This window comes from Ruegeria sp. SATB045 (genome assembly GCF_059613525.1).
Map to the genome: position 1 here is coordinate 90,126 of NZ_JBXWSR010000024.1, position 18,459 is coordinate 108,584.

At 59.0% G+C, this 18,459-nt stretch carries 19 protein-coding genes; 6 read left to right on the top strand and 13 right to left on the bottom strand.

The genetic code is table 11. The annotated features are described in order from the left end of the window. Nucleotides 1-2: 2 nt before the first annotated feature. Nucleotides 3-455: a GAF domain-containing protein gene (locus AC2FNR_RS13325; RefSeq protein ID WP_170754546.1), complete on the bottom strand. Its 453-nt coding sequence runs from the start codon at nt 453-455 to the stop codon at nt 3-5. 59 nt (nt 456-514) lie between these two features. Next, entirely contained in the window at nt 515-1,687 is a 1,173-nt protein-coding gene (locus tag AC2FNR_RS13330) for a thiolase family protein (RefSeq protein ID WP_170754548.1), read from the bottom strand. A 102-nt stretch (nt 1,688-1,789) separates the two neighbouring features. Between AC2FNR_RS13330 and AC2FNR_RS13335 the strand changes: the two genes are divergently transcribed. The 3 genes from AC2FNR_RS13335 to AC2FNR_RS13345 all read left to right on the top strand — a co-directional run bounded on the left by AC2FNR_RS13335 (nt 1,790) and on the right by AC2FNR_RS13345 (nt 4,380). Next, on the top strand, nt 1,790-2,128 hold the full coding sequence (locus AC2FNR_RS13335; RefSeq protein ID WP_170527408.1) for an STAS domain-containing protein: 339 nt from the start codon (nt 1,790-1,792) through the stop codon (nt 2,126-2,128). A 42-nt stretch (nt 2,129-2,170) separates the two neighbouring features. Then, nucleotides 2,171-2,593 (top strand): ATP-binding protein, encoded by a 423-nt coding sequence (locus tag AC2FNR_RS13340; RefSeq protein WP_234899500.1) that lies wholly within the window; start codon nt 2,171-2,173, stop codon nt 2,591-2,593. 209 nt (nt 2,594-2,802) lie between these two features. Continuing rightward, on the top strand, nt 2,803-4,380 hold the full coding sequence (locus AC2FNR_RS13345) for a gamma-glutamyltransferase family protein (protein ID WP_496849440.1): 1,578 nt from the start codon (nt 2,803-2,805) through the stop codon (nt 4,378-4,380). 22 nt (nt 4,381-4,402) lie between these two features. On the opposite strand, the gene hspQ is transcribed toward AC2FNR_RS13345, so the two are convergent. Beyond that, entirely contained in the window at nt 4,403-4,729 is a 327-nt protein-coding gene (gene hspQ / locus AC2FNR_RS13350; RefSeq protein WP_170355374.1) for a heat shock protein HspQ, read from the bottom strand. Nucleotides 4,730-4,809: 80 nt separating this feature from the next. Here hspQ and AC2FNR_RS13355 point away from each other — a divergent pair, with 80 nt between their 5' ends. Both AC2FNR_RS13355 and AC2FNR_RS13360 read left to right on the top strand, forming a co-directional pair. Beyond that, a complete protein-coding gene (locus AC2FNR_RS13355) occupies nt 4,810-5,691 on the top strand; it encodes an AEC family transporter (protein ID WP_480866465.1) in 882 nt (293 codons plus the stop codon). A 60-nt stretch (nt 5,692-5,751) separates the two neighbouring features. After that, entirely contained in the window at nt 5,752-6,333 is a 582-nt protein-coding gene (locus tag AC2FNR_RS13360) for a transglycosylase SLT domain-containing protein (protein ID WP_170355376.1), read from the top strand. Nucleotides 6,334-6,345: 12 nt separating this feature from the next. On the opposite strand, the gene AC2FNR_RS13365 is transcribed toward AC2FNR_RS13360, so the two are convergent. The 4 genes from AC2FNR_RS13365 to AC2FNR_RS13380 all read right to left on the bottom strand — a co-directional run bounded on the left by AC2FNR_RS13365 (nt 6,346) and on the right by AC2FNR_RS13380 (nt 12,511). Continuing rightward, nucleotides 6,346-6,942: a LolA family protein gene (locus AC2FNR_RS13365; RefSeq protein WP_496849441.1), complete on the bottom strand. Its 597-nt coding sequence runs from the start codon at nt 6,940-6,942 to the stop codon at nt 6,346-6,348. 39 nt (nt 6,943-6,981) lie between these two features. Beyond that, entirely contained in the window at nt 6,982-9,879 is a 2,898-nt protein-coding gene (locus AC2FNR_RS13370) for a DNA translocase FtsK (RefSeq protein WP_480866468.1), read from the bottom strand. 14 nt (nt 9,880-9,893) lie between these two features. Continuing rightward, on the bottom strand, nt 9,894-11,075 hold the full coding sequence (locus tag AC2FNR_RS13375) for an aminotransferase class I/II-fold pyridoxal phosphate-dependent enzyme (RefSeq protein WP_170756525.1): 1,182 nt from the start codon (nt 11,073-11,075) through the stop codon (nt 9,894-9,896). Between the two features lie 107 nt (nt 11,076-11,182). After that, on the bottom strand, nt 11,183-12,511 hold the full coding sequence (locus AC2FNR_RS13380; protein WP_496849442.1) for an amidase: 1,329 nt from the start codon (nt 12,509-12,511) through the stop codon (nt 11,183-11,185). 52 nt (nt 12,512-12,563) lie between these two features. On the opposite strand from AC2FNR_RS13380, the gene AC2FNR_RS13385 reads away from it, so the two are divergent. Continuing rightward, nucleotides 12,564-13,826, top strand: coding sequence for an FAD-dependent monooxygenase (locus AC2FNR_RS13385; protein WP_496849443.1), 1,263 nt, complete (start codon nt 12,564-12,566; stop codon nt 13,824-13,826). Here AC2FNR_RS13385 and AC2FNR_RS13390 read toward each other — a convergent pair. The 6 genes from AC2FNR_RS13390 to AC2FNR_RS13415 form a co-directional block, all read right to left on the bottom strand. After that, nucleotides 13,823-14,002 carry a Trm112 family protein gene (locus tag AC2FNR_RS13390; protein ID WP_170355381.1) on the bottom strand — a complete coding sequence of 60 codons (180 nt, stop codon included), beginning with the start codon at nt 14,000-14,002 and terminating at the stop codon, nt 13,823-13,825. The genes AC2FNR_RS13385 and AC2FNR_RS13390 overlap by 4 nt on opposite strands. Next, a complete protein-coding gene (locus AC2FNR_RS13395) occupies nt 13,999-14,640 on the bottom strand; it encodes an LON peptidase substrate-binding domain-containing protein (RefSeq protein WP_170355382.1) in 642 nt (213 codons plus the stop codon). Before AC2FNR_RS13395 ends, AC2FNR_RS13390 begins: the two co-directional genes overlap by 4 nt. Nucleotides 14,641-14,667: 27 nt before the next feature. After that, complete coding sequence (gene trxA / locus AC2FNR_RS13400; RefSeq protein ID WP_480866474.1) at nt 14,668-15,585, bottom strand: thioredoxin; 918 nt, start codon at nt 15,583-15,585, stop codon at nt 14,668-14,670. A 76-nt stretch (nt 15,586-15,661) separates the two neighbouring features. Next, nucleotides 15,662-16,450, bottom strand: coding sequence for an exodeoxyribonuclease III (locus tag AC2FNR_RS13405; protein WP_170355384.1), 789 nt, complete (start codon nt 16,448-16,450; stop codon nt 15,662-15,664). 83 nt (nt 16,451-16,533) lie between these two features. Then, nucleotides 16,534-17,526 carry an NAD(P)H-dependent flavin oxidoreductase gene (locus tag AC2FNR_RS13410; RefSeq protein ID WP_496849446.1) on the bottom strand — a complete coding sequence of 331 codons (993 nt, stop codon included), beginning with the start codon at nt 17,524-17,526 and terminating at the stop codon, nt 16,534-16,536. Between the two features lie 223 nt (nt 17,527-17,749). After that, nucleotides 17,750-18,436: a response regulator transcription factor gene (locus AC2FNR_RS13415; RefSeq protein WP_170355386.1), complete on the bottom strand. Its 687-nt coding sequence runs from the start codon at nt 18,434-18,436 to the stop codon at nt 17,750-17,752. Between the last annotated feature and the right edge of the window lie 23 nt (nt 18,437-18,459).

The following is an 18,459-nucleotide window of genomic DNA, read 5'->3' on the forward strand; positions in this document are numbered from 1 at the left end:
CCTCAGCGTGCGAACACATCGCGGAGGATAGAGGCAAGCCCATCGGCATCTGCCTGAGTAAACGCATCGGGCAGATCGCTGTCGATATCAAACACCGCGATCACCTCACCCTGCGCGTCAAAGACAGGCAGCACCAGTTCCGACCGGGTTGAGGACGCACAGGCGATATGGCCGGGAAATGCGTCCACGTCAGCCACAAGCTGCACCTCTTGGGTCCGGGCCGCTGCGCCACAAACGCCACGGCTAAAGGGGATGACAAGACAACCGTGGCCACCTTGGTAGGGACCAATCTTAAGCAGGTCGGGCTCGGTCACCCGATAAAACCCGGTCCAGTTAAAGCGATCATCGCTGTGATGCACCTCGCAGGTGACGGTCGCCATCAGGGCGACCTCATCCGTTTCACCCTCGGTCAGAGCGGCAATGGCTTTAGCAAGCTGCGCATAGTCGACGGTCATGGTCACTGGTCCGGATCAATTTGCTTTGTGCAGCGACCTATGCCGAAAACGCCAAAGCGTCAAACCCGTTCGATTGCGATCGCCGTCCCTTCACCGCCACCAATGCAGATGGCCGCCACACCCCGTTTGAGGTTCCGCTTTTCCAACGCATTCAAAAGCGTGACCATGATCCGTGCGCCCGAAGCGCCGATTGGGTGCCCTAGCGCACAGGCCCCTCCGTTGACATTGACGATGTCACGGGGCAGGCCCATCTCGCGCATGAAGGCCATGGGCACGACCGCAAAGGCTTCGTTGACTTCCCACAGATCCACATCGTCCTTGGACCACCCGATTTTAGCCAACAAGGACTGCGCCGCAGGAACCGGAGCAGTGGTGAACAAACCCGGTGCCTGAGCAAAGCTGGCATGGCCAAGAATGCGCGCGCGTATGGTAAGCCCGCGGGCCTCGGCAGCATCGGTCGACGCCAGAACCAGAGCGGCAGCACCGTCCGAGATAGAGGAGGAGTTGGCTGCCGTTACCGTCCCGTCTTTGCGAAATGCTGGTTTTAGCGTCGGAATTTTTTCGGGACGCGCCGATTGCGGTTGTTCATCAGCCGAATGAGTGATCTCTCCCTTACGAGAGCGGGTCACGACAGGTGTGATCTCGGCGTCAAAAGCACCGGTTTCCTGCGCGGACAGCGCGTTGGACAACGAACGCACGGCGTATTCATCCTGCTCTTCACGCGTGAACTGATACGCCTCGGCACAATCCTCGGCGAAGGTTCCCATCAAACGGCCTTTGTCATAGGCATCCTCGAGCCCATCCAGAAACATGTGGTCTACGACCTGCCCATGACCAATCCGAGCACCGCCACGCATCTTGGGCAGCAGATAAGGTGCGTTCGTCATACTCTCCATCCCGCCGGCAATCATCGTGTCGGAATGACCCAAGGCGATTTGGTCGTACGCAATCATCGCAGCCTTCATGCCCGACCCGCACATCTTGTTCAGAGTGGTGGCGGGAACGTCCTCGCCAAGCCCGGCAGCAAAGCCCGCCTGCCGCGCCGGCGCCTGACCCTGACCGGCCGGCAAAACGCAGCCCATCAAAACCTCGTCCACTGTGTCGGCCTGTGCACCATCAAGCGCCGCACGGATTGCGGCCCCACCTAGTTCGGCAGCGGTGACCCCGTCGAACATCCCCTGAAATCCACCCATCGGAGTGCGTGCAGCCCCTGCGATCACGACCTGTTTCATACGGATGCTCCTCTCAACTTCCCTACCTTTGGATACCGAATGGTAAGATTTGCCGTCTAGCGTATTTCTACCATTTATTTTCAGTTTGAAGGATAGTCGCGTATGAGCCTGACCAGCAAAACGACTGACACAACGCAGGTCATTACGGTCCATTCCGACCGGATTGATGCCGCGATGGCCATCCAGTTCAAAGAAGACATGCGAAGCACGGCACAAGGCGGGGCGCCACGGGTCGTTCTGGATTTGACGGATGTGGAATTCATTGATTCCAGCGGGCTTGGGGCCATCGTGGCGTCGATGAAGCAACTCGGCAGCGAAAGACGCCTGGATTTGGCCGGGCTGCACCCATTTGTCGAAAAGGTGTTTCGGCTAACGCGCATGGATACGGTGTTCAAGCTGTACCCGACATTGGACGATGCGCTGACGGCTGCGGCGGACTGACGGATCTGAATGGGCGCAATGGCCATGTGTGACGAAAATTGCATGGATTTGAACTTTGCCGCGACCGAGGCTGAAGCCAGCACTGGCATCGCCAGAATTAGCACCTGCCTAGAAGCTCAGGGCCTGCCGCAACACAAAGCCGCCGACGTCAAGATAGCGCTGGCCGAGGCGATCAATAATGTCGTTGAACACGCATATGCGGGAATTACACCGGCAAAGGTCAAGGTCAGATGCCGATTGCACGAAAACTGGCTTGAGATCCTGATCTCGGACACAGGCAACCCACTGCCGGGGTTTCGCGTACCTGACGGGGTCCCTGCCCCGCTTGGCTCCTCGCTGGATGATCTGCCCGAAGGCGGGTTTGGCTGGTTTCTGATCCATGAATTGACCAGCGAAATCCGTTATGAACACACGAACGGCTGCAATCGTCTGTCCCTGCGCTTTGACTTTCCACGCTTGGGCTAGACCGAAAATGTCACAATAACGCCCAGATCAGACCATTGTCGCGCCGCAAACAAAGAGCAAAAGTTAACTCGTAGCTCAGATAGCTTCCCTCGGCGCCTAGTGTCACAGCCCCCACCCAGTGAACGGCGCCGAGGAACTTCCCCTTGATTTGACTGGACAACACCAACCCGCGCGATACGTTCGGCGCGTTCAGTCACGGGAGCATCACTATGCGCGATTTCCATACACCGGGCCGGTCACAGGTTCTGGCGACCGAAGGCATGTGTGCCACGTCACATCCTTTGGCGGCTCAGGTTGCGTTGCAAATTCTGCAGCAGGGCGGCAATGCGATGGACGCCGCGATCGCAGGAGCGGTCTTGTTGGGAATTTGCGAGCCGCAAATGACCGGTATCGGCGGCGATTGCTTTGCACTTTTCAATCGTGCGGGCGAAAACAAAGTTCGGGCTCTTAACGGATCAGGTCGCGCGCCTGCTTCGGCCAAAGCGCAAGACCTGCGCGCCAAGGGTTTGGAGACTGTCCCCTTGAACACGCCCGAAGCTGTGACAATCCCCGGTGCGGTGGATGCATTTTGCCATTTGGCTGATACCGAGGGAAAACTCGGGCTTGAAACCATTCTTCAACCCGCCGTTCATTATGCCGAAATCGGGGTTCCGGTCGCGCCGCGGGTGGCATTTGACTGGATATCGGGCGCATCCAACCTGCAAGGCGCCGCACGAGACCACTATCTGTTCAACGGGGCCGCACCCAAAATCGGGCAGGTTTTTCGCGCGCCCGGTCAGGCCCAGGTGCTGCGGCAGATTGCCAAATACGGCAGGGATGCGTTTTACACCGGGGACATCGCGCTGGACATGATCGATGCCCTGACAAGCCGCGGCGGCGTACATACAGAAGCGGACTTCGCCTCGACCGCCTTTTCCAAGACGAAACCGGTGAGCGGCCGGTACCATGACACCGAACTGTTCGAACATCCGCCCAACGGTCAGGGGGCCACGGCGATTCTTCTGCTTAATATTCTGAAGAACTTTGATCTGTCCGGTATGGACCCGTTCGGGGTCGAGCGTATTCATATTGAGGCTGAAGCCTCAAAATTGGCCTATGACGCCCGCAACCGGTTCATTGCTGACCCCGATCATATGGCACAGGCTCAGAAGTTCACTGATCAGGGTATTGCCGACAGCTTAGCCGCGTTAATCGACCCCAATCGCGCGATGCCCGCTGCTGCACCGGTCACTGAAGCAATTCACAAAGATACGATCTATATCACCGTCGTCGATCGCGACCGAATGGCAGTGTCACTGATCTATTCGATCTTCCACAGTTTTGGCTCGGGCATCGCATCCGAGAAATATGGGATTTTGCTGCAAAACCGCGGCGCTGGATTCACGCTGCAACAGGGCCACCCCAACGAAATGGGCGGCGGCAAACGCCCGATGCATACCATCATTCCAGGCATGGTCATGCAGGACAACCGGATCACCATGCCCTTCGGCGTGATGGGCGGAGCGTTCCAGCCAACCGGCCATGCGCGCCTGTTGTCGAACCTCACCGATCACGGTTTGGACCTTCAGGCCAGCATCGACGCGCCACGCGCATTCGCTGATGGGGGTGTACTGAAACTCGAGCGCGGAATTCCGCGCAAGGTGGCTGAACAATTAGGCGATATGGGTCACAAAGTTGAAATTCCGGAAACCCCGCTCGGCGGCGCCCAGGCAATCCTCATCAAAGAGGACGGTGTGCTTGAAGGCGCAAGCGATCCCAGAAAAGATGGTTGCGCGCTTGGCTACTGACCAAGCGCCGGCTGCCCCGTTGTCAGTTCAGGTGAAAGTGCAAAGGGTACGCACCGTTTTCGAACGGACCGAACATGTCGGGAATATCGGGATGTTCCACCGGTTCGCCCGACTGGTCAGCAACCAGATTTTGTTCAGAAACATAAGCAACATAGAAGGATTGGTCGTTTTCGGCCAGCAAATGATAGAACGGTTGTTCCCTGAGCGGACGACTGTCTTCCGGTATCGCTTGATACCATTCTTCCGTGTTCGAGAATTCCGGATCCACATCAAAAATGACCCCTCGGAAGGGATGTTTTTTGTGGCGAACCACCTGACCCAGACGGTACTTGGCGTTTGTCTTCAGCATATCTTCAGCCCCCAAAGGTCTTACTACTCTTTTATGCGCTGAAATGCCAATCAATGATCGGAAATTAAGGGAAACAGTCTGTGAACCTCTTACTGACAGTGTTTGAAATTGTTGCTCCGGTCTTTCTTTTAGCCGGAATCGGCTATGCGTGGGTCAGGTTCGGATTCGAATACCGACTGGAATTCGTGACTCGTTTGGCGGTCACGCTTGCAGTACCCAGCCTTATTTTTGTTGCCCTTATGCAAACTGAGATTCCCGCAGGCGAGCTGACGCGGTTCACACTGGCGGCCATTGTTGGCCATCTGGTACTTGCTGTCGCATTCGGTTTATTTGTGCGGTTTTCCGGGCTGGATCGCAGAACCTACCTTGCACCGCTCATCTTTGGAAACACGGGCAATTTGGGGCTACCGCTTTGCATTTTTGCCTTTGGCCAGGCCGGGCTTGGATTTGCCGTGATCTTTCTGGCCGTCACTGCACTTTTCTCTTTTACATACGGGATTTATCTGGTTGCTGGCAAAGGCGCGTTTGGCAAAGTAGCACGCGAACCGATGGTATGGGCCACTTTGCTAGGCGCGCTATTTCTGTGGCGCGGGTGGGAAACGCCACTGTTCCTGACCAATACACTGGATCTGTTGGGGCAAATGGCTATTCCAATGATGCTGATCACTGTCGGCGTCGCAATAGCGCGCCTGACCACCCGGAAACTGGGGCAGGCTATCTGGCTTTCAGCGTTGAAACTGGCGGTCTGTTTCGCGCTTGGCTGGGGTATCGCACTGGCGTTCGCTTTGGATTCGGTCGCATTCGGGGTTCTGGTGCTGCAAATGTGTGCGCCTGTGGCCGTGACCTCATACTTGCTGGCCGAACGGTTCGAAGCCGACGCGGACGCAGTAGCGGGTATGGTTATGGTCTCGACCGTGTTGTCGGTGGGCGCAATGCCCATAATTCTAGCTATTGTGCTGTAGCGTTTGTGATTTCCAAAACGCTCAATCTGCGCTAGAATAAAGAAAAAAGGCACGAGGCACATGAGCAGAATTCTTATCGTACTCTTCGGGGTGCTGCTTTTGGCATCCTGTAGTGGCGGCTCGAAACAGCCGCCCAGCAAGCTGAATGACGCGTGCAGCATTGCGCGCGAGCGGCCCGACTTTATCAAGGCATTCAAAACCACAGAGCGGAAATGGGGTGTCCCAGTTCACGTACAGATGGCGACAATCTATCAGGAAAGCCGCTATCGGCACGATGCGCGCACTCCACACCAATACGTGCTGGGTGTCATCCCGATGGGCCGCCAAAGCAGCGCTTATGGCTTTAGCCAAGCTTTGGACGGCACGTGGGAGGAATACCAGCGCGAGACCGGCAAACGCCGTGCCAAGCGGGACCGTATCCGTGATGCGTCCGACTTTATCGGCTGGTACATGACCAAAAGTCTAGATCGCAATGGGATCCAACTGCACGACACGCGTAACCAGTATCTGGCGTATCATGAGGGCCATACCGGCTATGCTCGCGGCAGTCATTACAGCAAAACTTGGCTGTTGAACGTCGCCAACAATGTAGATGCACGCGCCAAACTGTATCAGGCACAACTGTCAGGCTGCCGTTACTAAAAGGTCAGCGGGTCAGCGATTGCCTGACCCGCTTCTGGTCCGGCGCGAGAAGAGGTTGTTATCCAGGTTCCCGCCCGTCTCAAGCGGCCCTAGCAAGACCGTAGTCTGGCTGCCTGCGTTGTCATGGATCACCCATTTGCGCAGCTCTACCGGATCGCCGGTGAACATCAGTTCGATCCGGCCCGAATCCGGGTTTTTGGGATCTTGCGCTGTCACAACCGTAGCCGTGCCGTCAAAGTCGTGCCCGACCACCATATTCGCCTGAGCCAAGTTCACGTTCCTCGCCAGAACCAATGACAGCGGTGTGCGCCGCAAGGGGTATTGCTCGGGTGGTTGATTGGACTTTGGGTCGAAAATCTGAACCGTCCCAGCCCGCGCCAGAACAACAGCGCTGTTAGGCGGGTCGTATTCGAACCGCATCTTGCCCGGCCGTTCAATCCACAGCTTACCGGTGCTGAGCGACCCGTCATCATTGACCTGAGTGAAGGTGGTCTGAACGGTTTTCAACTCGTTCAGATAGTTTGATATCTGCGACAATGGCAGCTTATCCGCGGCCCACGCGGCGGGTGCGGTCAATGTCAAAGCAAGGGCAAAAGCAATCTGTTTCATAAGGCACAGATAGGCCTTCTGCCCTTGTTATTAAATATCCTATTGCTCGGGGATGAGGATTTCGCGCTTTCCGACATGATTGGCTGCGGAAACAACGCCTTCGTCCTCCATTTGCTCAACCAGACGGGCGGCTTTGTTGTAACCGATGGCAAGTTTCCGCTGGATATACGAGGTCGAGCATTTGCGATCCTTGATCACAATCGCCACCGCCTGATCGTACAAAGCATCCTCGCCATTGGTGTTGCCACCGGTATTCAGGCCAAGAACTGCATCGATATTGTCGGCCTTTTCCTCGGCCGGGCCATCGACGACACCGCTCATGTAATCGGGCGGGCCGAACTGTTTCAGGTGGTTGACGATTTCTTCGACCTCTTCGTCCGACACGAACGGGCCGTGGCAGCGGGTGATCTTGGCCCCGCCAGCCATATAGAGCATGTCGCCCTGCCCCAGCAGTTGCTCGGCGCCCATCTCGCCCAAAATGGTGCGGCTGTCGACTTTCGAGGTCACCTGGAACGAGATCCGGGTGGGGAAGTTTGCCTTGATCGTGCCGGTGATCACATCGACCGAAGGCCGCTGCGTCGCCATGATCAGGTGAATACCCGACGCCCGCGCCATCTGCGCCAGACGTTGAATACACGCCTCGATCTCTTTACCCGCGACCATCATCAGGTCGGCCATCTCGTCGACGATAACGACGATATAGGGCATCGCCTCGGGTGCGAATTCTTCGGTCTCGAAGGTGGGTTCGCCGGTTTCATCGTCAAAGCCCGTTTGGACCGTGCGGCTGAACATCTCGCCTTTGGCCAGAGCATCCTTCACACGACCGTTGTAGCCCGCGATGTTGCGCACGCCCATCTTGGACATCTTGCGATAGCGGTCCTCCATCTCGCCCACGACCCATTTCAGGGCGACAACCGCCTTTTTCGGGTCAGTCACAACGGGCGACAGTAGATGCGGAATGCCGTCATAGACCGACAGTTCCAGCATCTTGGGGTCGATCATGATCAGGCGGCATTCATCGGGTGTCAACTTATAGAGCAGCGACAGGATCATCGTGTTGATCGCCACCGATTTACCGGACCCCGTGGTCCCTGCGATCAGCAGGTGAGGCATCTTGGCAAGGTTCGCCACGACCGACTCACCGCCGATATCCTTACCCAAGGCCAACGGCAGCGCATGGTTGCCGTCGCCGAAATCACGGCTGGCAAGGATTTCACGCAGCACCACCATCTCACGGTTCTCATTGGGCAGTTCGATGCCGATGACCGAGCGCCCGGGCAGGGTCGAAACACGTGCGGACAGCGCCGACATCGAGCGTGCGATATCGTCGGCCAAACCGATCACACGGCTGGCTTTCAGACCGGGTGCCGGTTCCAGTTCATACATGGTGACAACGGGACCGGGGCGAACACTGACGATCTCACCCTTGACGCCATAGTCATCCAGCACGTTTTCCAGCATCCGGGCGTTTTCCTCCAACGCCTCATCGCTGAGGTGATGGCGCTGAATGCTGGCGGGGTTGGCCAGCAGGCCCAAAGGCGGCAATTCGAAATCGGAATGCTTGTCCTCGAACGACAGCGCAGGTTGCGCTTCGGCCTGCGCGCGGCGCGAAGGCTGCGGCGCGCGACGCACAGGTTGCGCGACAACCGGTTTGCGCGGTTCAGCCACCGGGATTTTCATCGCCGGGCGCGACTCAGGGGCGGGCTCGGGTTCAACCATCGGCTCATCCTCGAACACGGCCTCATCATAGTCCGGCTCGGGCGCAAAATCCTGATGCAGAGGTTCATGCCATTCGGTTGGTTCTGCCGTCAGCATCGGCTCGGGTGGCAAACCAGTCGACGTCATCGGCGGTTCCGGCGGCAATTCACCCGCGCCAGAGTTCAGGATCAACGGATCGGGCCCACGTCCCCGCCCCTTGGTCAGCGGCAGGTTTGGGTCATGTTCAGGTACCATCTCACCCGCGGCGACCTTGCGGTTGCGCACAGCGGCGGAAATCTTGGACCGGATGCGGTCTTCGCCCGGCATCTCTTCAAAATCGGCGAGAGGCTCGCGGTCGATCAATTCGGGCTCGGGCATAGGGTCCGGGCGGCGGATCAGATCGGGGATACGCGACAGCAAGCCCGATTTCACGGGCTCGGGCGCAGTCAGCGGAGGCTCTTCGAACGGCGGATCGGCGTAAGCCAGTTCATCGTCGAACACGGCTTCGGCGGCTTCGACACGCGCGGCTTTGCGCTCATCCCATTGCGCGCGGCGGTCACGAGCCGCTTGCGCGGTTGCCGACGCACTGCGGCCCAGCAGGTTCATCAGCGCGTCGTAAGACATCACCAAGCCCAGCAAAAACGCCCGGAAGCCTTTGCGCACATCGTCCTTCGTAAAGCCCAAGACGAAAATGCCCAGCGCCAGCATCCCGAGCGCCATGGCCAGCGACATCAGCTTGACCACGAAATGCGACGCGACCGGCAACAGGGTTAGCAACGCGCCCATGACGGTGTCGCCAAACAGCCCTCCAAGGCCGAAACTATGGGTCGAACGCCAAGCCTCATCGGGCACCAAGGTCGCTGCATAGACCGAGACGACGGCAATCCAGATCGGCGCAAAGATCAACCGGGCAATCGCGCGATCCTCGCCAAAATGTCCCGCAAATCGCACGCCCCAGCCGATCAGAACCAAGGCAATGCTCCAGCTGCCCCAGCCCACGATCATGAACAAGGGCGCCGCGATAGATGCACCAATACGCCCCATCCAGTTCTGCACCGGCGCATCGGTCGAGACCATCCAGTTCGGATCATCCGGCGTGTAGGACCAGATCATAGCAGCAGCTGCCAGCCCCAGCAGGATCAAGGCAATCCCAATCAATTCCTTGCTGCGCCGCTCAATGGCGGCTTGCGTTGTACTGTCCAGCAATGGATCGCGGTTGCGCGCGTTCAATGATGCCATTTTGCCCTCGTACCTCACGAATAGATGCAGTCGCGGAGCGTAATCAGCCCCTGCTGCAACTCTGTTTTTGGAGCCACAAGCGCGGCCCGAATAAAATGCTCGCCCGGGTTTTGTCCCGGATCGCCTTGGGAAAGATATGCGCCTGGCAGAACCCGAACCCCGGTTTCACGCCAGAGCTTCAATGCGGTCTCTTCGCCGTTATCGACCGGTAGCCACAGGAAAAACCCAGCCTCGGGTGACATATAGCCTTGCACACCTGCAAACACGTCATCCGCGATGGCGTATTTTTCCTGATAAAGCGCGCGGTTCTGGATGACATGCTCCTCGTCCGCCCAAACACGTGCGGCGGCGGCCTGCAACGGCAAAGGCAGTGGCGATCCGGCATAGTTGCGCAGCTGTTTGACCCGTTTGATCGTATCCGGCCCGCCCGCAATCAGACCCGAGCGCAGCCCAGCCAGGTTCGACCGCTTCGAGAGTGAGTTGAACAGCACCACACGTTCAGGGTCTGCGCCCATCTCTTGCGCGACGGTCAGTGCACCGACCGGTGCCTCGTCACGGTAGATCTCGGAATAGCATTCATCCGCGAAGATGCGGAAATCGTACTTTTCCGCCAACCCGATCAGTTCGGCCCAATAGTCGCGTGAGGCCACAGCGCCCTGAGGGTTGGCGGGTGAACAGATATAGGCCGCGACGGTGCGGTTCAGCACATCCTCGGGCAGGCCTGCATAATCGGGAAGGTGTCCAGTGGCAGCAGTGGCCGATACAAAAACAGGGTCCGCCGCGACCGAGATCGAGGCCACCATATAGACCTGATAGAACGGGTTCGGGCACAGGATGACCGGCTTCTGGCCATTCTTTTCCTCGGGGCACAACGCCATGGCGGCGTTATACAGCCCCTCGCGCGTGCCATTCAGGGCCATCACGTTGGTGTCGGGGTCCATCGTCACGCCATAGCGGCGCGCGATCCAGTCGGTGATCGCGCCACGCAGCTCGGGTGAGCCTTCGTTGGGCGGATAACCTTGAAACCCTGCGGCATTCTCAGAGATGACATCCGTCACCCAGGCCGGGAAATCGTGCATCGGCGCGCCGATAGTCATGTGAATCACATCGCCGCCCGGTTGATGGTGGTCCAACAGGGTGCGCAGACGCGGGAAAGCGTATTCCGGTAGGTTCGAAAACCGCTCGGGGAAATTCATATCTACTGCCTCAAGTTCGGGATCATAGCGCCCCGTTTTCAGGCAGGTTACAGGCCGCACCCCGTTTCGTCCAGCCAAAGTGATGGCAAATCAGGGGATTGTGGCATTCAGGCCAATGCCGCCTCGGCCGCTGATCCGATCCGTAGCAGAGCCTCCTCGGACCCAGGATAGCCCATCATCATCACCCCGCAGCCCGGTGTTCCTGTCGGTAAGGTCAGCGCGGCCAGACCCATCAGGTTGCCGATCCGCGTGTTGCGCAAAGCAAGCAGGTTTTCAGTGACGTAATAGTCGTGATCGGTCAGCAACCGATCCAGATTAGGCGGTAGAATCGGAGCAGTCGGTGCCAGAACAGCATCAAACCCGGATGTGGCCGCATCCCAGGCAGCGCGAGAGGCCTTCAGCTTGGACCACGCCGCGATGTAATCCGCACCCGAGACATTCTTGCCCGTGCGGAACCGTTCGAGGATTTCTGGATACATCGCGTCCGGGTTGGCTTCGATCACATCGCGCCACAGGCCATAGGCCTCGGTCGTGTAAAGCACACCGGACAGCGCCATCGCATCCGCCAGTTCGGGCACTTCCAGCGGTACGATCTCGGCCCCGGCATCGCGCAGACGCTCCAGCGCGCTGTCATAAGCGGCGCGAGGAGTGTCGCGCAGGTTATCCTTGGCGATATTTTGCAGATCGGCAAAGCGGCGGCCTTTCAGGCTGGCCCCACGCAGATCGGCGGGTGTGCCGCCTTCCAACAGGGCCAGCATATGCGCCGCGTCCTCAACCGACCGGGCCAGCGGGCCCACGGTGTCGAAGCGCAGGCACAGCGGCACCGTGCCTTCAAGGCTGACCCGCCCTGCAGTTGTTTTCAGACCCACCAGATTGTTCCATGCGGAGGGAATACGCACCGAGCCTCCGGTGTCGGACCCAATCCCACAAGCCGCCAAACCCCAAGCGACCGAGGCCGCCGCGCCCGAGGATGACCCGCCCGGCACGGCTTCCACATCATCAATGCAGGGCGGCGTGTCGGTGATGGGGTTCAGACCAAGGCCCGAGAAGGCCAGCTCGCTCATATGGGTTTTGCCCAGACAGACCGTGCCCATGGCCGTGGCGTTGCGCACGACAACCGCGTCCGCCTGCGGCACCCGGCCTTTCAGCAGGGCCGATCCGGCCTCGGTCCCGGTGCCCGCGGTATCGAACAGGTCTTTCCAGCTGATCGGCACCCCGTCCAGCAGTGACCGGCGCAGACCCAGCGCGGCGCGATCCTGCGCGGCTTTGGCCTCGGCCCGGGCGCGGTCGTGGGTGACGCGCGCATAGATGCGGTCGCGGTAGGGATGGGCGTCGATGGCGGTCAGATAGGTCTCGGTCAGCTCGACCGGGTCAATCTGGCCCATGCCGATCCCCCGCCCCAGATCACACGCCGTCATGGTCAACCAGTCCTGCATCCCTGCCCCCTTGGAAAATTCTGCTGACGGGACGGTAGCGACAGGACCGCACATGGACAATCCCGAAAGGGGGCGCATATTGCGGGGCATGGAACACAAGACCGATATCCTGATCGTAGGCGGCGGCCTGAATGGCCCGGCTTTGGCTTTGGCGCTGGCACAGACGGGGCATTCCGTCACCGTCATCGACAGTTTGGCCCAAAAAGTCCGCAAGAACGCGGCGTTTGACGGACGTGCCTATGCACTGGCGCTGGCCTCGCAACGGCTGCTGGATGCTGTGGGTGTGTGGGACAAGGTCTCTGATCACGCCCAACCCATGCTGGAGATCAAGGTCACGGATGGACATGCGGGCGCGGGCCCCTCTCCGTTCTTCATGCATTTCGACCATGCCGAGATCGAAGAGGGCCCGATGGGCTTTATGGTCGAAGACCGCCACCTGCGCCGCGCCTTTCTGGACGCCATGGCCGAGGAGCCCCGGATCACGCAGATCAACGGACGCACAGTTGTCGCGCAAGAGGTCGACGCCACCGGCGTAACTCTGACGCTGGATGACGGCGCGGCTGTGACGGGCGGACTGCTAGTGGGCTGCGATGGCCGCCGCAGTGGCACAGCGGTGCGTGCGGGGATCAAGCGGATAGGGTGGGATTACGGCCAAACCGCGCTGGTCTGTGCGATTGAACATGACCTGCCCCATCACGGTATCGCGCATCAGTTCTTCATGCCGCCCGGCCCTCTGGCGATCCTGCCACTGACCGGCAATCGCAGCTCGATCGTCTGGAGCGAACGGACCGAGGCTGCCGAGCGCATCAATGCGCTGCCCCAGGCCGACTATCTACAAATCCTGCGCCCTCGGTTCGGCGATTTTCTGGGCGACATTCGCATCGCCGGAGACCGGTTCACCTATCCACTGAACCTGACCATCGCCAATTCCTTTATCGGTGACCGCATGGCTCTGGTCGGGGATGCCGCCCACGGGATGCACCCGATTGCAGGCCAAGGGCTGAACGCTGGTCTGCGCGATGTGGGGGCATTGGCCGAAGTTCTGACGCTCGCCGGACGGCGCGGCGAGGATATCGGATCGGTGCTGGTGCTGGAGCGCTTTCAGGAATGGCGGAGGTTCGACACGGCCTCTTTGGCAATGGCGACGGATGTGTTCAACAAGCTGTTTTCCAACGATAATCCGCTGCTGCGGATGGGCCGCGATATCGGGATGGGGATCGTCGGATCGCTGCCGGGCCTACGGCGCGGCTTTGTGCGCGAGGCCGCAGGGTTGACCGGAGACCTGCCCAAACTGCTGCAAGGCCGCGCGATCTAGTCCAGCTCGCGCGCCTCATCGACCAGCATAACAGGAATACCATTGCGGATCGGAAACGCCAGCCCGGCGGCTTTCGACACCAACTCCTGCTTGTCCGCGTCATAATGCAGGGTCGTGTGGGTCTGCGGACAGATCAGCGCCTCAAGCATGTGGCGGTCAAACGCGTGTTCAGTCATTGTAAGTGGTCCTCGTTCGATCCGCCGCGCATGGCAAATTCGATCAATGTTACCAAGGTCTCGCGGCGGGTGCGCAGACAGGGTGCCTCAAGTAGCGCCTGTTTTTCTTCGGGGTCGAAATCCAGCAACATCGACAGCGAATTCACCAGCAGCTCATCATCCGCATCTTTCAACGTGTCCCAATCCGTCGATAGGTTTTGCGACGAAAAGAACTTTTCCAACAGGTTCAGGAAACGTGGACGATTGAACCCGTCATCCTGTTCGGTTTTACCCAGATCGCGGTCAAACCCCTCCCACGAAACGGCACAGCGGCGATAGGGGGTGAAAGCGTCCAACTCTGACCGGATGCGGAACCGCGATACACCGGACAGCGTGATCAGATAGCGCCCATCCTCGGTCTCGGAAAACTGCGTCACACGGCCTGCGCAGCCGATCTGGTGAAGACGCGCGTCGTCGCTGGCAGACGGGTTGGGTTGCACCATCCCGATCAATCGTTCCGGTGTTTTCAACGCATCATCCAGCATCTGCAGATAGCGCGGCTCGAAGATATGCAGCGGCAGGCGCGCGCGGGGCAGCAGCAGCGCCCCGGGCAGAGGGAATACGGAAACCGTTTCCGGCAGGTCGGCGGGATGCATCATGTACCCGAGTGTAGCTCTGATCGGAAATTAGGCAAATATCATCGAGCTGAGCTTGCGCCGCCCGTTCAGAACAATCGGATCATTGGGCTTGAGTGCATCAAAGATCGTGAACAGCTGCGCCTTGGCCGCGCCTTCATTCCATTCGCGATCGCGACGGAACAGGTCCAGCAATTGCGCGACGGCCTCTTCCACATCGCCGTTCGCGTGCAGCGCCTGCGCCAGATCGAACCGGGCCTGATGGTTGTCGGGGTCGGCCTCAACCGCCGCCTTCAGCTCGGCCACGGGGCCGGCATCGGCGGCCTGTTTGGCCAGTTCCAACTGCGCATGGGCAGCCTCCAATTCGGGCGCGTTGGAAATCTCGGCCGGAGCACCGTTCAGGATCGCCTCGGCCTGCTCCAGATCATCCGCAGCAATATGGGCGCGCACCAGCCCGCCATAGGCACCGGCGTGGTTGGGGTCTTCGCCCAGAATGGCCGCAAAGGTCTGAGCAGCATCCGTGGCCGCGCCCTCGACCAGCATTTCCTCGGCTGCGGCGACGGCTTCGTCCAACTGTCCCCCGGGGCTTTCGCCACCCGCCGCTTCGATCACGCGGTCGATGAACGCTTTGATCTCGGATCCCGGCAACGCGCCCTGAAAACCATCAACAGGCTGGCCCTTGTGAAACGCATAGACGGTCGGGATCGACTGAATGCGCAACTGGCCTGCGATCATCTGCGCCTCGTCGACATTGATCTTGACCATCTTGACCGCGCCCTTGGCGGCGGTGACGGCCTCTTCCAGCATCGGGCCCAAGGTTTTGCAGGGGCCGCACCACGGAGCCCAGAAGTCGACAATGACCGGCACGTCTTGCGAGGCTTCGACGACGTCGGCCATAAACGTGGCCTCGGACCCGTCCTTGATCAGGTCAGTGGCGGCAGGGCCGGTGGCAGTGTTCAGAAGGTCCATGGCGATACGTCTCCGGTTCAAACTTGCGCCTTATATGCAGCCGCGCGTCGCGAAAACCAAGGGCAGATTTGTGCTGTTATAGGTCGAAAGTAGCAAAAACCGGGGCGTGATCACTGGGTTTCTCCCACCCGCGGGCGTCGCGCAGGACCCGGCTGGAATGCCCCGCGTTCGAGATATCGGGTGTCGCCCAGACGTGATCCAAACGCCGCCCCTTATCCGCCGCATCCCAATCGCGCGCGCGGTAGGACCACCAGCTATAAAGCTGCCCTTCGGGGATATCCTGACGGGTGACATCAACCCAACCACCTGCATCCTGTGTCTCGGCCAGCGCCTCAACTTCGATCGGTGTATGCGAGACGACCTTGAGCAGTTGTTTGTGCGACCAAACGTCATCTTCACGCGGGGCGATGTTCAGGTCGCCAACCAGAATGGATTTCTCGGGCTTTTCAGCGCGGAACCAGTCGCGCATGTCCGCGAGGTAATCCAGCTTTTGCCCGAACTTCTCATTCACCTCGCGGTCGGGCACATCACCGCCCGCAGGAACATAAAAATTCTGGATGGTCACACCGTTTTCCAGCCGCGCGGCAATGTGGCGGGCATGGCCGAGACCGGCGAAGTCCTTGTCGCCCACCTCCTCCATCGGGATACGCGACAGGATAGCTACGCCGTTATAGCCCTTTTGCCCGCGCGCAACCATGTGGGTATAGCCCAGTTCCGCAAAGCCTTCGGTCGGGATTTTCTCGACGGGTGATTTACACTCTTGCAGACACAGCACATCGGGAGCCTCTTCCTGCAGCAATTTCAGCACGATAGGTTCGCGCAGACGCACTGAATTGATATTCCAGGTGGCAAGAGTGAAAGGCATGGGGGATTCCTTTATCGCGGTTGCGCGCGACGTTAACGCGGTAGAAGACAAGGTGCCATCGGAAAAAGCAGCGCTTTCCCAGCCTAAAATCGAGCAGGGGCGGAGTTCAAAAGCGCTTGCGCTTCGGTAAAAATCTCCTCGACGATTTGGGCGGCAGGCATGATGTCACGAACCATTGCAACACCTTGCCCAGACCAAAGTGACATCGCCTCGATATCCCCTTCTGTCCCTGACAACGGAGTATAGCTCTGGTATCGGACAACGTCCTCTCCACCCGGGCGCTGCCCGATGATTTCGCCTTCGTTCGGGCGATGCCCCGAAGCGGCCGAGCCTGCTTCTTTCCACGTTTGCGCGGTAGAATTGGCTAACGCGCGATGTGGTGCTTGCGGCCATTTCACATCATAAAGATCAGTGTACCATTCGGTCTGCGCCTCAGACGCATTCAGCACTCGGCGACGATAGTCTTCGTGTATCGTTGCCTCGGCACTGGCCAAAAACCGAGTACCGACCCAAACCGCCGATGCCCCCAACATCAACGCAGCCGCCATACCGCGCCCGTCGGCGATTCCGCCAGCGGCAACAACAGGAATCGAAACCGCGTCCACGACGGCCGGAATCAGCGCCATTGTCGCGACCTGCCCCCAGACATGGCCACCTGCTTCCCACCCTTGAGCAACGATGATGTCCGCTCCGGCATCCTGCGCGGCCTTTGCCTCGGCAGCGTTACCGACACTGACCATGACGCACAGCCCGCCTTTCTTGGCGTGCGAGATGGCCGAAGGTTCCATCCCCCAGAACAACGAAACGGCGTGAACCTGCTTGTCGATACATACCCGCAGCTGGTCTTCGTACGGGAAGGCAAGGTTCAGGTTAACGGCGAAATTGCGATCCGTCAGCGCACGCACAGCATCTATCCCGTCCGAGACCTGACCCGCAGGCTTACCCCATAGGGGAATCACTCCGTACCCGCCTGCATTACAGACAGCCGCAACAAGTTCAGGTCCAGCGGCCCCACCCATAGGGGCCGACAGAACGGGTTTTTCAATATTCAACAGAGTGCAGATTTCGTTTGCCAAGTCTCACGCCTCCCAATTCGTTGGGCAGAATTGGCACCGCGAACCACTGATAAGTCAAGCAGTTGGATCAAGACTATGGGGGAGCGCTCGAGCCAAAAAAAGCCGGGCCAAAGGCCCGGCAGTCCAACAGGGAGGTACATGTCATTACCCGGACATGCACGGGTTGGGAGTAACCTAAATATATCTTCAGAGTATCACTTTGATCTGCGTCATACCATCAAAGTTAAGATACCAACCGATATCCGCCCGATTCTGTGACCAAAAGGCGCGCGTTCGATGGATCGGGCTCGATCTTTTGACGCAGGCGATAGATGTGGGTTTCCAACGTATGGGTGGTGACACCCGCGTTGTATCCCCAAACCTCATGCAACAGCACATCGCGCGCGACAACGCCATCAGCCGAACGATAGAGAAACTTGAGGATGTTCGTCTCTTTCTCGGTCAGACGGATTTTGCGATCTTCTTCGGTGATCAGCATCTTCATCGCGGGCTTGAAGGTGTACGGCCCCAGAACAAAAACGGCATCTTCGGATTGTTCGTGCTGACGCAGCTGGGCGCGAATGCGGGCCAGAAGAACCGGGAATTTGAACGGCTTAGGAACATAGTCATTCGCACCGGCATCCAGGCCCAGGATGGTGTCGGCGTCGCTGTCATGACCGGTCAGCATCAGGATCGGGCTTTTGACGCCCTGCTTGCGCATCAGGCGGCACAGCTCGCGGCCATCGGTATCCGGCAAGCCAACATCCAGAATAACCAGATCGTAAATCGCCTCGCGGGCGCGCTCCATTGCCGAGGCACCGTCTGACGCTTCGAACACGTCGAAGTCTTCGGTCATCACGAGTTGCTCACTCAGCGCTTCGCGCAGATCCTCGTCATCATCCACCAACAGGATTTTCTTAAGCTGTGCCATTCCCGGTCCTCCTAAGCCTTTTC